This window comes from Rhizobium sp. EC-SD404 (assembly GCF_902498825.1).
Classification (GTDB): Bacteria; Pseudomonadota; Alphaproteobacteria; order Rhizobiales; family Rhizobiaceae; genus Georhizobium.
In genome coordinates this window covers 301,817-316,163 of sequence record NZ_LR701459.1, presented here as the reverse complement: position 1 = coordinate 316,163, position 14,347 = coordinate 301,817, and the positions used below count along the sequence as shown (strand labels likewise).

The 14,347-nt window shown below is 63.0% G+C and carries 17 protein-coding genes and 1 pseudogene; 8 read left to right on the top strand and 10 right to left on the bottom strand.

What is annotated here, in order from left to right; translation table 11 throughout:
* Positions 1–4: 4 nt before the first annotated feature.
* The 5 genes and pseudogenes from GC125_RS02555 to hemC form a co-directional block, all read right to left on the bottom strand.
* The gene (locus tag GC125_RS02555; RefSeq protein WP_151983831.1) at positions 5–463 is read right to left on the bottom strand and encodes a tellurite resistance TerB family protein; all 459 of its coding nucleotides are present in this window, start codon (positions 461–463) and stop codon (positions 5–7) included.
* An 824-nt stretch (positions 464–1,287) separates the two neighbouring features.
* Positions 1,288–2,718: pseudogene (locus tag GC125_RS20200) on the bottom strand (heme biosynthesis protein HemY); the annotation flags it as partial.
* Between the two features lie 35 nt (positions 2,719–2,753).
* Positions 2,754–4,049, bottom strand: a complete 1,296-nt coding sequence (locus tag GC125_RS02545) for a COG4223 family protein (protein ID WP_151983827.1) — start codon at positions 4,047–4,049, stop codon at positions 2,754–2,756.
* A gap of 79 nt (positions 4,050–4,128) precedes the next feature.
* Positions 4,129–4,827 carry a uroporphyrinogen-III synthase gene (locus GC125_RS02540; RefSeq protein ID WP_151983825.1) on the bottom strand — a complete coding sequence of 233 codons (699 nt, stop codon included), beginning with the start codon at positions 4,825–4,827 and terminating at the stop codon, positions 4,129–4,131.
* A gap of 4 nt (positions 4,828–4,831) precedes the next feature.
* The gene (hemC, locus tag GC125_RS02535) at positions 4,832–5,761 is read right to left on the bottom strand and encodes a hydroxymethylbilane synthase (protein ID WP_151983823.1); all 930 of its coding nucleotides are present in this window, start codon (positions 5,759–5,761) and stop codon (positions 4,832–4,834) included.
* An 85-nt stretch (positions 5,762–5,846) separates the two neighbouring features.
* On the opposite strand from hemC, the gene tsaD reads away from it, so the two are divergent.
* The 5 genes from tsaD to GC125_RS02510 are packed head-to-tail and all read left to right on the top strand — an operon-like array spanning position 5,847 to position 9,432.
* Positions 5,847–6,941 carry a tRNA (adenosine(37)-N6)-threonylcarbamoyltransferase complex transferase subunit TsaD gene (tsaD, locus tag GC125_RS20195; protein ID WP_151983821.1) on the top strand — a complete coding sequence of 365 codons (1,095 nt, stop codon included), beginning with the start codon at positions 5,847–5,849 and terminating at the stop codon, positions 6,939–6,941.
* Complete coding sequence (locus GC125_RS02525) at positions 6,938–7,990, top strand: NAD(P)H-dependent glycerol-3-phosphate dehydrogenase (RefSeq protein ID WP_151983819.1); 1,053 nt, start codon at positions 6,938–6,940, stop codon at positions 7,988–7,990. Before tsaD ends, GC125_RS02525 begins: the two co-directional genes overlap by 4 nt.
* A 42-nt stretch (positions 7,991–8,032) precedes the next feature.
* Positions 8,033–8,329, top strand: a complete 297-nt coding sequence (locus GC125_RS02520) for a YciI-like protein (RefSeq protein ID WP_151983817.1) — start codon at positions 8,033–8,035, stop codon at positions 8,327–8,329.
* A 2-nt stretch (positions 8,330–8,331) separates the two neighbouring features.
* The gene (locus tag GC125_RS02515; RefSeq protein ID WP_151983815.1) at positions 8,332–8,760 is read left to right on the top strand and encodes an EVE domain-containing protein; all 429 of its coding nucleotides are present in this window, start codon (positions 8,332–8,334) and stop codon (positions 8,758–8,760) included.
* The gene (locus GC125_RS02510; protein WP_151983813.1) at positions 8,761–9,432 is read left to right on the top strand and encodes a class I SAM-dependent methyltransferase; all 672 of its coding nucleotides are present in this window, start codon (positions 8,761–8,763) and stop codon (positions 9,430–9,432) included.
* A 4-nt stretch (positions 9,433–9,436) separates the two neighbouring features.
* Here the strand turns inward: GC125_RS02510 and GC125_RS02505 are convergent, their stop codons facing one another.
* A complete protein-coding gene (locus GC125_RS02505; protein WP_286165335.1) occupies positions 9,437–9,976 on the bottom strand; it encodes a L,D-transpeptidase family protein in 540 nt (179 codons plus the stop codon).
* 122 nt (positions 9,977–10,098) lie between these two features.
* Here GC125_RS02505 and GC125_RS02500 point away from each other — a divergent pair, with 122 nt between their 5' ends.
* From GC125_RS02500 to GC125_RS02490, 3 genes are all read left to right on the top strand, one after another.
* A complete protein-coding gene (locus tag GC125_RS02500) occupies positions 10,099–10,782 on the top strand; it encodes a response regulator transcription factor (RefSeq protein WP_151983811.1) in 684 nt (227 codons plus the stop codon).
* A gap of 25 nt (positions 10,783–10,807) precedes the next feature.
* The gene (locus tag GC125_RS02495; protein ID WP_151983809.1) at positions 10,808–11,266 is read left to right on the top strand and encodes a cyclic nucleotide-binding domain-containing protein; all 459 of its coding nucleotides are present in this window, start codon (positions 10,808–10,810) and stop codon (positions 11,264–11,266) included.
* A 71-nt stretch (positions 11,267–11,337) separates the two neighbouring features.
* Entirely contained in the window at positions 11,338–11,685 is a 348-nt protein-coding gene (locus GC125_RS02490; RefSeq protein WP_151983807.1) for a hypothetical protein, read from the top strand.
* Between the two features lie 67 nt (positions 11,686–11,752).
* Here the strand turns inward: GC125_RS02490 and GC125_RS19885 are convergent, their stop codons facing one another.
* From GC125_RS19885 to GC125_RS02475, 4 genes are all read right to left on the bottom strand, one after another.
* On the bottom strand, positions 11,753–11,923 hold the full coding sequence (locus GC125_RS19885; protein ID WP_199864406.1) for a hypothetical protein: 171 nt from the start codon (positions 11,921–11,923) through the stop codon (positions 11,753–11,755).
* A 77-nt stretch (positions 11,924–12,000) separates the two neighbouring features.
* Entirely contained in the window at positions 12,001–12,660 is a 660-nt protein-coding gene (locus GC125_RS02485) for an exopolysaccharide biosynthesis protein (RefSeq protein WP_199864405.1), read from the bottom strand.
* 87 nt (positions 12,661–12,747) lie between these two features.
* A complete protein-coding gene (locus tag GC125_RS02480; RefSeq protein WP_151983805.1) occupies positions 12,748–13,557 on the bottom strand; it encodes an exodeoxyribonuclease III in 810 nt (269 codons plus the stop codon).
* A 100-nt stretch (positions 13,558–13,657) separates the two neighbouring features.
* Positions 13,658–14,338: a LolA family protein gene (locus tag GC125_RS02475; RefSeq protein ID WP_151983803.1), complete on the bottom strand. Its 681-nt coding sequence runs from the start codon at positions 14,336–14,338 to the stop codon at positions 13,658–13,660.
* Positions 14,339–14,347 lie beyond the last annotated feature (9 nt).

Below are 14,347 nucleotides of genomic sequence, written 5' to 3'. Positions count from 1 at the left end.
TTCATCAATCCTGCTCGCCTTCCACGCGTTGTCTGGCCCACACACGCTGTCTGGTCGACACCCCGAGAAGTTCGGCGATGCGCCAGACGACATTCTCCTCCAATTCGTGGCGCTCGCCGTCGGCGTAAACCACTTCCCAAAGGAGCTCTACGAAATTGACCCTCTGCTCTTCATCCAGCGACCGTTTGAGCACGCTGGTGAATGCATAGAGATCGACAGCTTCATCGTCTGCCTTCTCGCCCGCCTTGAGCACGGCATCCAACTCACTGCCCTTGAGATCGTAGGCCGCGGCGACGACGTCGCGAAGCTTCTTGCGTTCTCCCGGCTGGATATCGCCATCCGCATCGACCACGTGAAAGAACAACGCCGCCGCAGCCACGCGTGGATCGTCCCGCGTCAAGTGATGCGAGGTGCGGTCACTATGGGTGACGGATTGGAACAGTTTTTGGAGACGCTCGAGCATGGCCCCAATAACTACAGATCAAATTGAGTCGCGCAATGCATCGACTGTTGCAGGCGCGTCACAGTGACGCGCCTGTTTGATGGGCAGCCCTAGAGTGAGGCCTCTCAGAACAGACGGAAGCGCGAAGACTGCGATTTGCCACGCTCTTCGGAGTTTTCGTTTCGACGGACACCGGGATCGTCGATCCGCTGCGTCAGGAAGCGCTCTTCACGCTCCTTTTCCGACTTTGCCGGATCAGTGCGCGCTGGATCAGTCCGCTCTACAACGCGCGGGCGGTGTGGTGACACCGGAGCCGGCGTGCTGGCCGATTCTGCCGCGCCGTGTGTCGTTGATGCACTCTCGACGATGACTGGCCTCGGGGCCGCCTGCGGCGCTTGGGCCGCCGCTTGTGGCTTGTCCTGAGGTGCAGGGACAGCCGCCTGGACGTCGCTGCGCGGTGCCGGCTTGTCTTCGGAGGTCGACGTATCGACGGCACGATCGAGCGGCTCTGTCACCACCGGCTTGCGACGAAACCACGGTGTGGGCCCTGCGGTCTTCTGATCCGCCGCGGGCTGTTCCTTCACGGTGCCGGCAACCGGTGCGGCAGGGGCCACGTCGTCACGCTTGGTCGCCGTATCCTTGGTCGCCGTATCCTTGGTCGACTGCAGCGGGATGACGACAGCGCCGCGCTCGTCCGAGGCGTTGACGGCAGCGGATGGCTTCTTTTCGGCGCTCTCTGACGACCGGGTGTCGACACCAGCCTCTTCCCTGACGGGATGCGTGGACTGCGGAGTGACTTCCGACTTGCTCGCTGCAGGTGCTGCCGACGCCTTGGCTTCGGTCGCCGCCACGGGCTTCGTTTCAACCGTCGTACGCGGCGGCTGGGCCGGCGGCGTCGGCTCCGGCTTGGCGACCGGCGGAACGGTCTGAATGGCGTGCTCGGCATCCTTTACCGAATAAGGCTGCGCCTCGAGCTCGGGACCCGACAACTGCTCGACCGGGACCTTCCAGACGAACGCATCGAGCTTGCCCGTGACCGGAGACAACGGCGCCCATTGCTCCGAGACGTAACCGTCTGCGGTCCAGGATGGGTCGCGCGGTGCGCGCAGGGCCTGAGCCATCCAATGGCGAACGCGTCCCTGGTCGCCCGTATCGGCCTCTTCGATATCGGCGAGCAACAGATAGAGCCCTTCGCGCGGAGAGATGCGCAGGGCTGCCTCGGCGCGTTGGCGGGCGAGCGTATGATCATGTGCATCGAGCGCAGCGCGCCCAACCAAGGTCAGCGACTCCAGATGATTGGGCTTCAATGCCTCAAGCTTGCGGGCACGCTTCAGGCGATCCTGCACCGAATCGCCGATGCGCGCGCGAACATAGGTCGCGCCGACTTCCGGATGCGGGCTGTGCTTCCAGGCTTTTTCCAAAATGCGCGAACCGCGCCGCAGATCATTTTGGCGGAAGAGCGCTTTTGCCGCGACGACGGCGGCGGGCACGAGCGTTGGTGCGAGGCGCAACGCTTCCTGCGCATCCGATGCAGCACGCCGCGGATCGGATTCCAGCTCGTTCATGGCGCGCGCGGTCAGCAGAACCGCGCGCTTGCGGTCCGCTTCGCTCTTTTCGATCGTGCGAGCTTGGCGCTGCTTGTCGAGCAGCCGGATCGCGTCGTCCCACTGTCCGTCCTTGGTCCGGTATTCGAGCGCTGCCTGGCCTGCCCAGGAAAGCTGCGGATCTTTCTCGACCGCACGCTCGGCGAATTGCTGAGCGGCTTCGGATGCGCCGAGGCGCCGAGCCTCGAGATAGAGGCCGCGCAGGCCGAGCGCCCGCGTCTCCGGCTTCTCCGACATCGCTTCGAATTTCGCCCGCGCATCGTCGTGGCGACCTTCGATCATGTAGGTCTGGGCCTCGAGCACGTGGATCAGCGGCTCCTTGTCGGCATCGATCAGCGTGCGAGTGCGACGGCTCATCCGCTTTGCGAGTGCTGCATCGCCGGCGCCAGCCGCGATGAGGCCACGCGACAGGGCGTTGTAGCCCGTATCGCGCCGACGGTTCTGCATGTAGCGGCTGACGCGGTGCGGTGAGGAGAACAGCGTGCGCACCAGCCACAGCAGGAAGACGATCGCGGCAAGCGCCAGGAAAAAGCCGGTGATGCCGGCAATCAGCGACATTTCCACGCGCTGGCCCTGCCAGATCAGGATCATCTCACCTGGACGATCCGCAAGCCAGGCGAAGCACAGGCCAAGCGCCAGGATGACAGCGACGAAGAACAAGATGCGGATCATGGACGGCTCCCGACGTTTATTTTTGGCACGCGGACTTAGTTGGTTTCGGCGGAGATCGCTTCCGAAGCCGAGGCGAGGGCGGCATCGGTGATCTCATCGGCCTCGGCGCGACCGCGCAATTGTGCGATATAATCTTGCGAAACAGCCTTTGCGAGTTCCGGCAACGCTTCCCACTCGGTCAGCGCTGCGGCAAGATCACCCTCGCTGATACGCGCTTCCATCCGAGCAATCCGGGCCACGGGCGTTCCGCCTTCGACATTGCCTGTCGGCCGCACGGTCACGACCGACAGCGCGCTGGACATGAGACGATCGAGAACACCGGCATCTTCCGAGCCGACATTGATCGCCACGAGCATTGCGCGTGCCACATCCGGAAATTGCTCGGCGAGCGCCGTGCGCGTCGGCAGACCTGAATCGGCGAAAGGCCTCAGGCTCTCTGCCGCCTGATTGTCCTGCGCGATGCCGGCGAATGCGTCGAGTTCGGCGGAGAAGGATCCACCACGGTCGATCGCGCTCTTCAGCGATGCCGCAGCGAAGGCAAGTGCTGCACGCTCTTCAGCCGACGTATCGGCCACATCGGCTTCGATGGCGTCAAGCCGGCTCGCGATCTCGCTCGACAGGCTATCCCGGGCTTCCTGCTCCGAAGCAAGAGCTGCCCTCAATTCATCGAGCGCAGCGGTATTGGCCGCCGCCGTATCGGCCGAAATATCGTCGGTCGCGGCAGACTCGATCGAAGCGATCCGCTCACCGAGCGCCGTGAGCTCATCGCGCAACGCGGTATCCTCCACCGGCTCGCCGTTGCCGGCTGCTTCCGTCATGGCGGCGACGCTGTCGCGCAGTTCGGCGATCTGCGCTTCGAGCGAGGCGACCGTGTCAGCCTGCCCGCTGTCCGCGACCTCGTTCGGAGCCATCAGCTGATAGGCACCCAGGCCGGCAAGCACCACAAGGCCGCCGATAACGGCCGCGATGCCGTGCCCCATGGCACCGCCGCCCGACTTATGCTGTGCAGCGGCAGCTGGAGCTGTCGAAACACTCGGTCGGGTTGCTTGCGATGAAGCCGATGGATTGGGCTGCGATGGCTTGGCTGTCGCACCGGCGCTCGACGCCGCAGACGTCGCAGGGGCAGCGGCCGATGTGGCTGCGGAAGTCGGAATTGACGATCGTGCGGCCTTGGCCGATGGGGATCGCTGAAGATCGATCGCCTTCACATGCTCCGCCGAACGCACAATTGCGGTTTCGGCGGGTGCTCGCGCACCTGCCGGCGTCGTGTCGACACCGGAAACTTGATCGGCAGATTTGGCGGAGCGGCGGCGCTGCACGGGCTTGGCCATAGGCAATCCTCATCGGTCACTAAAATAAGAGGCCGATCATAGAACGGACAAGGGGGAGACTGAAATGCATAAACGGCATTTATCTGCGTTGGTTCCGAATCCGGGCCAGAGCAGCGAGCATTCCATCCTCGTTCGGAGCCTCGGCCACGACGCACGTCGCCAGCCAATTTTCGGGCAATGAGGCCGCGACGTTTTCGCTCATGCACACAGCAATAATCGCGGTCTCATGAAGCACCTGGTCGGCAAGCGCGCGCGCCGCCCCTCCCGAATAGAGCATCACCGCCGGATTGCCCGTGAATGTGTTGGCGATCAGGTCTGCGCCATGGTCGATCTGTTCGACATCGTAGACTTCCACGACATCGATCGCCCTCCCCGCAGCTTTCAATATGTCTTCGAACCCAGCGGTGCGTTCCCGACCGGCGAGATAGAGGAGCCTGAGGTCAGGCACTTCCGTTTCGATGATGGCGCGCGCAAGCCCCTGCCCTTCGCCCGGCCCTTGCCGGACATCGGCGAACCCGGCCTTTCGGGCACGCTGCGCGGTTGCCGGCCCGACGGTCCAGATCGGCAAGGTGAGATCGAGGTTATCGGCCGCAGCATCGAGAGCGGCGGCACTCGTCGCGACATAGACGTCGGGGTGCATCTCCTGCACGGCTTTCACGCCGTCACCGAGCGACTTGGCGCGTGTCAGCGGCAATGCAACTGCATCGTAGCCCTCCGCACCGAGCCGGGCCATCGTGCGTGACAGACCAGGCTCCGGACGGGTGACGATGACGCGCAAGGCTTCAGGTCCAGTCGGCGAAAAAATCCGCTCCGGCGCGCTCGCGGACAGTGCGCCCGGCCTGCATACCGATGTGGACGGCGTTCACTGGATCGCCCTCTGCGCTGATGTCGTGCGCTTCGCTGCCATCGGGCCTCAGGATCATGCCGGAAAATGTCAGCGTGCCATCGACGAGCTGCGCAAGACCGGCAATCGGCGTGCGGCAGGAGCCATCGAGTTCCTTCAGGAAAGCCCGCTCGCACAGCAGCGCTGCATGCGTCGCAGCGTGATCGACCGGCTCCACAAGCTGCGCGACGTCGCCATCGCCGATCCGGCTTTCGACGCAGATCGCTCCCTGGCCCGGCGCTGGCGGAAAGCTATCGACGTCGAGAAGATGCGTGACGACTTCTTCCATGCCGAGCCGCTTGAGCCCGGCGAATGCCAGCAACGTCGCATCCACCTGGCCTTCAGCCAGCTTGCGAAGCCGGGTTTCGACGAGACCGCGATAGGTGATTACGTTGAGATCGGGCCTGAGCCGGCGGATGAGCGCCTGACGCCGCAGCGATGAAGACCCGACGATCGCGCCTTCCGGGAGAGCCTCTATCGAAGGTGCGGTGCGGCCGATCACGGCGTCGCGCACATCTTCGCGCTCGAGGAACGCAGAAAGATAAAGCCCATCCGGCAGCTTCGTCGCCATGTCCTTGGAGGAGTGTACGGCGAGATCGAGCCTGCCGTCGGAGAGTTGCTCTTCGAGCTCCAGCGTAAAGAGACCCTTGCCGCCGATTTCGGAGAGCGGCCGATCGGTGATGCGGTCGCCCTTCGTCGAAAGAACGACGATCTCGAAACAGTCTTCGTCAAGTCCATGTGCCGCCATCAGGCGACCCTTGAGTTCATGCGCCTGCTTGAGCGCGAGCGGGCCGCCACGCGTACCGATGCGGTATTGTCTCTTTCGCATGCCTCTCCGTCCATGTTACCGCACGACAGGTAAACGGGATTGCGGGCCCCTGCAATCGCCAGGTCACAGTCGACGAAGCCCCATCATGCCAAATTCCATTCTTGTCCTCGGCATCGAAACGAGCTGCGACGAAACTGCGGCCTCGCTCGTTCGCCGCAATCCTGATGGATCGGGTGACATCCTGTCCAACGTCGTCCTGAGCCAGCTCGACGAGCACGCGCCCTTCGGCGGTGTCGTGCCGGAAATCGCGGCACGAGCCCATGTCGAGGCGCTGGACGGCATCATTTCGGAAGCGCTCGCTCGGGCGAAGACGACCCTCGATGACGTCGACGCGGTTGCGGCCACCAGCGGTCCGGGCCTAATCGGCGGACTGATCGTCGGGCTGATGACCGGGAAGGCGATCGCCGCGGCGACAGGCAAGCCGCTCTTTGCCGTCAATCATCTCGAAGGCCACGCACTGACGGCACGCCTGACCGACGGGATCAGGGACCCCTATCTGCTGCTGCTCGTTTCCGGCGGGCACACGCAGCTACTGGTCGTGGCCGGTGTCGGCGACTACCGAAGGCTCGCCACCACGATCGACGATGCGCTGGGTGAAGCATTCGACAAGACGGCAAAGCTCCTCGGCCTTGCCTATCCCGGCGGGCCTGAGGTGGAGCGGCGCGCAGCGACGGGCAATCCGCTTCGCTTCGACCTGCCGCGGCCGATGCGCGGCGAAGAGCGGCTCGATTTTTCCTTTTCCGGTCTGAAGACAGCCGTGCGCCAGCAGGCCGCCAAACATGCTCCGCTCTCGGAGCAGGACGTCGCCGATCTTTGCGCCTCGTTTCAAAAAGCCGTGACGGACACGCTGGAGGAACGCCTCTCGCGCGGCCTCTCCCGGTTTCGTGCGGATTTCCCTGAGATCGATACACCCGCAATGGTGGTTGCCGGTGGCGTTGCGGCAAACCGCGCGATCCGAACCGCGCTCGCTTCGCTGACCGACCGCCATGGATTTCGTCTCATCGCAGCGCCGATTGAGCTCTGTACCGACAATGCGGCAATGATCGCCTGGGCCGGAGCCGAACGGATGGCGCTGGGCTTGCCGGCAGATACGGCCGAGGTCGCGCCGCGCTCGCGCTGGCCACTCGACGAGAGCGCCGAGGTCCGCATCGGCTCCGGTCGCCGCGGGGCGAAGGCGTGAGCGCGCCGGATCTCGCCATCGTCGGTGCCGGCGCTTTCGGAACGGCGCTTGCCTGTACGCTTGCGCGCAGCCGATCCGAACCGCTCGTGCTTTATGCGCGCAATGCAGCGCAGGTCACGGAAATGCGCGAGACGCGAACCAACGCGCGTTTTCTGCCGGGCATCCCCCTTCCTGAGCGTATCGAGCTGCAGAACGACCTGACCGCTCTTGCCGGCGTCCACCGCATCCTCGTTGCCGTGCCGGCTCAAGCGCAGGGCGAGATGATCCGGGCTCTGCGCCCGCATGTCGGTTCGGAATGCGAACTCGTCATCTGCGCCAAGGGCATCGAGCGCGCATCGCATCGTTTCCTTTCAGAGGTGGCCGCCGAAGCGGCACCCGGCCTGCCGATCTCGGTTCTCTCCGGCCCCGGCTTTGCGGCCGACATGGCAAACGGCCTGCCCACCGCAATGACTTTGGCTTCCGCAGATCGCGCGAGGGCCGAGGCGACGTCTGCCGCGCTGTCCGGCGACAGTTTCAGGCTGTATGCGAGCGGCGATGTTGCTGGTGTAGAGATCGGCGGCGCGCTGAAGAACGTGCTTGCCATCGCAGCCGGCATCGTCGATGGCGCCGCACTCGGCCAATCCGCCCGCGCTGCGCTCATCGCCCGCGGTCTGGCCGAAATGACGCGGTTTGCGGCTGCCTTCGGTGGCAAGGCGGAAACAATCGCAGGTCTTTCGGGCCTCGGCGATCTGGTGCTGACGGCCACCAGCGAACAGTCGCGCAATTTCCGCTTCGGACGCGCCATCGGACAAGGAGTGCCTCCGAAAGACCTCTCCCAACCCGGCCAGCCCCTGACGGAAGGGGCCTTCACGGCTGCAGTCGCCTGCGATCTCGCCCGCCAGGCCGGTATCGAACTGCCGATCGCAAACGCCGTTTCGGATGTCATCGAGGGACGGCTGACCGTAGGCCAAGCCATGGAGCACCTAATGCGCCGCCCGCTTCGCAGCGAGGACGCAACTTCCGACCAAGTGGCCGAAGACTTGACGGATCGTTCCCCCCGGGCGAATTAGCGCGGCACTCAAGCCCGATCGTCAACGATAGCGAGTAAGCCGATGTATTTCGCCGCCATCTGCCGGGACAAGCCTGGCTCCTTGCAATTGCGCCTGGATACGCGTCCCGCCCATGTCGAGCATCTCAATGCGTTGAATGCGAACGGCGTCCTGAAAATCGCGGGGCCCCTGCTCGGTGAAGACGGCAAGCCGTTCGGCAGCCTTCTGATTTTCGAATGCGCCGACCTCGCCGAGGCCGAGACGGTCGCGGCTTCTGACCCCTATGCCAAGGCCGGCCTCTTCGAAACCGTAGAGGTTTCTCCGTGGAACTGGACGTTCAACCCGCCGGAGGCGCGCTGACCGTGGCATACTGGCTGTTCAAGTCCGAGCCGTTCAAATGGTCGTGGGACATGCAGAAGGCCCGAGGCGACAAGGGCGAGCAGTGGGACGGCATCCGCAACTATCAGGCACGCAACAACATGCGCGCCATGAAGATCGGCGACAAAGGCTTCTTCTATCATTCCAATGAAGGCCTGGAAGTCGTCGGCATCGTCGAGGTCTGCAGCGAGATCCATCCGGACACGACGATCGACGATCCTCGCTGGGAATGCGTCGACATCCGCGCCGTCCGCGATATGCCGAAGCCGGTCACCCTGAAGGATGTGAAGGCCAATCCGAAGCTCGCCGAGATGTCGTTGGTGACGTCGATGCGCCTTTCGGTACAGCCGGTGACGGAAGACGAATATCTGGAAGTCTGCTGCATGGGCGGGCTCGACAAGCCGCCGCGCTGAATGGAAAACGCGGCCGATCCCGACTTGATCGCCGAGCGCTTCATCCGCGAAAACACCAGCGTGACACGCCCGCCCCATGTGCCGGAGATCGCGCTGCATCTGGCCACGGAAGCCCATGATCTGTGGCTGAAGACCGAGGAAGAGCTCGGCGCCATTGGTCTGCCGCCGCCATTCTGGGCCTTTGCCTGGGCCGGCGGCCAGGGGCTCGCGCGCTACATCCTCGACCATCCGGAATGCGTCGCCGGCAAGACCGTGCTGGATTTTGCGACTGGCTCGGGCATCGTCGCGATCGCGGCGCTGAAAGCGGGTGCGCACCAAGTCCTGGCCGTCGATACCGACAAGTGGGCGCTCAGCGCCTGCAAGCTCAACGCCACGCTCAACCATCTCACAATGGAGACCACGTCGCGTGAGTTGGTCGGTCTGGACGAGGGCTGGGATGTCGTCCTCGCCGGCGACGTCTTCTACGACCGGGCGATGACGCAAGCGATCCTGCCCTGGTTCGAAGCCCTCGCGGCGCGTGGCGCTACCGTGTTCGTGGGCGATCCCGGCCGCAGCTACAAACCGGTTGATCATCTCGAGAAGCTCGCCACCTACGATGTGCCAGTTCTGACGGCGCTCGAGGATTCCGAGGTGAAGCGCACGAGCGTCTATCGCTTCCGCGCGACGGCTTAAAGGTTCAGCCGATCACCGCAACGCGCGTGAACGAAGATACGAACTGTATCAATCGCAGCATGTCGCGACGCTTCAGCGCGATGCAGCCTTCCGTCGGCAGATAACCCGGACGCGCGAGATGCATGAAGATGGCGCTGCCGCGGCCCGCCTGGCGCCGACCGATGTTCCAATCGAGCACGAGGACGATGTCGTAGAGATCGTCCGTCCGCCACATCGTTTCGGCGCTTTGCGGAAACGGCAGCCTGACAGGACGGTTATAAGCGGCATGCCAAGGCGCGTCGCACCAGCCGGCATCGTGGCGAATAGGCCGCATGGGCAAAGCCGTCTCGGGACGCGGCCCTTTGTCGGCGCGCCAATAGCCATGAAGCACTGCCATTTCGGTCCGCGGCGTGGCGCCATCGCCTTCGCGCTTGAAGGCCGATATGCCGCCTTTGCCGAGCGCCACGTCGAAGCCGATGCCGCCGCCGACCGACAAAAGGCCCCGGCTATCGTGGCCCGGCTTGCGGCGCACGGTGATGACGGATGGTGATAACGGACCGATCAATTTGCGGTGTCCCGGGGGCTTGGCGGATCGGCGATCACATTTACCACTTTGACGACGAAGGCAAAGCGCCTAAACATTCGGCTTTACGCGCTGATGCGCAAACCGAACACAGGAGTTGCCCCATGACCTCTCGCACCATCCTGATCGTCGATGATGATACGGATCTGCGCGAGACCTTGAAGGAGCAACTCGCGCTCTGCGAAGAATTCGATTTGCTGGAAGAGCCGACGGCGACCAAAGGCGTCCAGACCGCCCGTAGCGCGTCGGTCGACCTTCTGATCATGGATGTCGGGCTGCCGGACATGGATGGCCGCGAGGCGGTCAAGCTTCTGAGAAAGGGTGGCTTCAAGTCCCCCATCATCATGCTGACCGGTCACGACACCGATTCCGATACGATCCTCGGACTTGAATCCGGCGCCAACGACTATGTCATCAAGCCGTTCCGCTTCGCGGTACTTCTTGCACGGATCCGCGCGCAATTGCGCCAGCACGAGCAGAGCGAAGATGCGACCTTCACCGTCGGTCCCTACACGTTCAAGCCGAGCCAGAAGCTCCTGACCGATGAGAGCGGCGGCAAGATCCGCCTGACGGAAAAGGAATCGGCGATCATCCGATACCTCTACCGTGCGGACCAGAAGGTGGTCACCCGCGACGTCCTGCTGGAAGAAGTGTGGGGCTACAATTCCGGCGTGACCACCCACACGCTGGAAACCCATGTGTACCGCCTGCGGCAGAAGATCGAGCGCGATCCATCCAACGCCGAAATCCTGGTGACGGAGAGCGGCGGATACAAGATCGTACCGTGATGCGCGCAAGGACGAGCATCGCTTCATGTCCCTGAAAGACGATATTTCGCTTCTTGGCGACGTGCCGATTTTCGGCGACCTGAGCGATGAACAATTGCGCCTTGTCGCGTTTGGCGCCGAACGGCGCCGCATTCCCGCCGGGCAGGTGCTTTTTCGGCAAGGTGCTGCGGCCGACTGCGCCTATGCGGTGGCGAGCGGCACATTCGATCTCGAGCGCACCGATCCTCAGGGCCGGACGATCAAGCTCGGCGCGGCCAAGCCCGGCACGCTTCTCGGCGAATTGGCGCTGATTTCGCTCACCGAGCGGAAGACCACGGCCGTCGCGGCGGAATCGTCCGAGGTGATCCGCATCACGCGCCCGCTGTTCAATCGCATGATCGAGGAATATCCCGAGCTCGGCACCATCATGCAGCGCCGCATCGAGGCCAATCTTCAACGCCTGATCGAAGAACTGAGCGCCCTGTCGCCGCGCCTCGGCGGCTAGCTACCCGGACCGGCTGAACAAACGACCGAGCTCCGCGTTTCCTATCCATGAAGATGACCATGGAGACGAGCATGTCCGATCGACCCGAAGGCGAGCGCGAACCCACCACGCGCAAGGAAGATTACAAGGCTTACACCGAACGCAATATCGACGACGGCTGGCCCTATAGCGACGAGCCCGGCAACGAGGAAAGCCGCCTGCAGGGCAATCGCCCCTATGCCGACGAGGAGCTGGAAGATTTGCCGGCCGGCGTCGACGGTTTTCACGTCGAAGAACTGCCCGATCCCGTCGGCGGCTCGGGCCAGCTCGACGAAGAGGACGATGCCGAAGGCGAAGATGGGATCGATGAAGGCGCTGATCCGGATGAAAGCGCCGATCCGGAAGTCGACCCTCGTCCGGTAGACAAAGACGCCGGCTAAACCGCCCGGCATTCAATGAAAAAGGGCCTCCAGACGGAGGCCCTTTTTTTGTGAGGATCAGGCGATCTTACGTGTCGCCATTGCCCTTGTGCTTCTTCGGCTGCGTGGCCGAGACCGGGTCGCTGGCAGGGAACGTATCTTCCAGACCCTCTTCCAGATTGTCGTCGGTATCCTGGTGCTTGCGCTCTTCTTCCAGGCTTTCCTTGGCGGGGTTCTTCGTCTTGTCGGAATCGTTCATTTTATAGGCCTCCTTGGTTGGAGGGATAACGCATGGGCCGCCTCGATGTTGCGCTGTCGCTTAAATAAGGGACGAATTCACATCGCGTCCACGGCGTTGCCGACGAAGAAGAACAGGGCCGAACCACCACCTCCCAGAACGATATAGCCAAAAAGCGCCAAGAGCCCGTCCCGTGTTACCAGTGCCGTGGCAAACAGCGTAACGGCCGTCGCCAGCAGCGATGAAGAGAACGGCACGAGCTCGAAGAACGGCATCGCCGCGCCGCAGGCGACACACAGGAACTGCGGGATCAGCGCGAGCGGCGGCTGGACCAGCAGTTGCAGACGTGGGCGCGTGAACTTGTCGGCAAATCGGACTGGCTTCTCCATGAAGTCCAGAGCCCGGTTTAGCCGATCGCGTCCGACCTCGCGCTTCAGAATCCATCGCGGCAGCCAGACATGGCTGCGCTGCAGCGCCATCTGCATCGAGATCAGAGCAATAATGAACCCACCGATCGACGAGAGGCCGGGAATGCCGCTGAGAGGGCTGATGATGATAAGACCGGGCACGAGCAACAGCGGCGCGAAGGATGCCCGACCGAGGGCGGAGACAATGTCCGCGATCGAAACGAAGTCGCCACCGCCAGCCGCGCGGACGCAGGAGACGACCGATTGCAGCGGATTGTCATCGTCCATGGCGAGCGTGCCACAGTCTTCTCCATCCGCCTCCGCTCGATCTTCGTGCCCTGCCTCGCTCAAATGAATGCGCCTTCGATGTTGTCCCGACGGGTGTTGAACGAGCGGGTCCGGTGGTTGGTGCCCGTAGAGCGCAACTCGAGCGGTTGTCTAGAGGTCGAAATGGGCGATGACCGGAACGTGATCGGACGGCCGCTCCCAGCCGCGGGCCTCCCGCAGCACATCGATCCGTGTGAGGTTCTCGACAAGATCGGCCGATGACCAGATGTGATCCAGCCTGCGCCCGCGATCGGATGCCCCCCAATCCTTTGCGCGATAACTCCACCAGGTGAAGATCTTCTCCTCAGGCGGAATATGCACCCGCATCAGATCCGTCCATGCACCCGAGCTTTGGGCCAGCAGCAAACCTTCGGTTTCGATCGGCGTATGGCTGACGACGCGCAGCAATTGCTTGTGCGACCACACATCGGTTTCCAAAGGCGCGATGTTGAGGTCACCGACCAGGATGGACGATATGCCTTCGCTCCGCTCCCGCTCGGCATGCACCAGTTTCAGCTCCGCGAGATAAGCGAGCTTATGGGCGAATTTCGGATTGATCTCGGGATCCGGCTCGTCGCCGCCCGCCGGAACGTAGAAATTGTGGATTCGTATCCGCTTGGCGCCCGCCGCGATAACGCAGGACGCATGACGGGCATGGCCGACATCGCCAAAATCCATCCGCTCTTCGGCAAGGATCGGATTGCGCGAGAGCGTGGCGACGCCGTGATAGCCCTTCTGCCCGTGCGCGAGGATGTGCTCGTAGCCGAGCTTGCGCAGACGCTTGAACGGAAAGGCATCGTTCGGACACTTGGTCTCCTGCAGACACAACACATCCGGCCGATGGCTTTCGAGAAATGCTTCGACGAGCGGAAGGCGGAGGCGAACGGAATTGATGTTCCACGTGGCGATCGAAAACGACAAAGAGAAATCCCCGGCAGATGAATGCCGGGGATGTATCGTGCAGCTTGCCTAAGAGGCAATGGCGGAAGCTTGATCAGCGCTCAAATGGCGCAAGCAGAACTCAGCGCTGCGTGCCTCGCCCGCGCAATTCGTCATAAGGCACGTCGAAGACATTGGCGGCGAACTCGACGCCCGTCTGGACGTTCATGATCATCACCGTCGTTTCCTTGTTCTGGGCGTCGAGCATCGTCCACTGCTTCAGATCATAGGTATTGGGATCGAACATCATGGTGATCTTCGAATTGCCGAACATGGAGCTGTCCGACATGACGATTGTGATCAGGTCCGGCTGCTGGTTGACCGATTCGACGTTCGAGGCCGAAAGATCGATGCTTTCCGACAGGAGAAGCGCCAGCGGCGTCCTGTTCAGCGGATAGACGTCCCAGGTGCCGAGCTTCTGGTTGCCGATCACGACAGAATCGCCGTCCGAGATCACGCGGATCGGCGAAGGCTCCTGGTAATTGAACCGCATCTTGCCGGGACGGGCGATGTGGAAGGTTCCGCCGGTCTGTTCGCCGCGCGGGCCGAACTGAACGAAGTCGCCCGTCATCGTTCTGATGGACGCGAAATGGTTCGCGATCTGCTGGGCGATTTCGTTGCTCTGCGCAGCTGCCGGAGTGGGGATGGCTGCTGCGATAGGCATGGCCACCAGCGCCATCGCCAACAGTCCGGCTGCACCCTTCAGAAAAGTGCGCCGCGATCCGGCAGCGGAGTTCGATCCTGCTTCGAGTCTTTTGGTCATCGTCTTCTC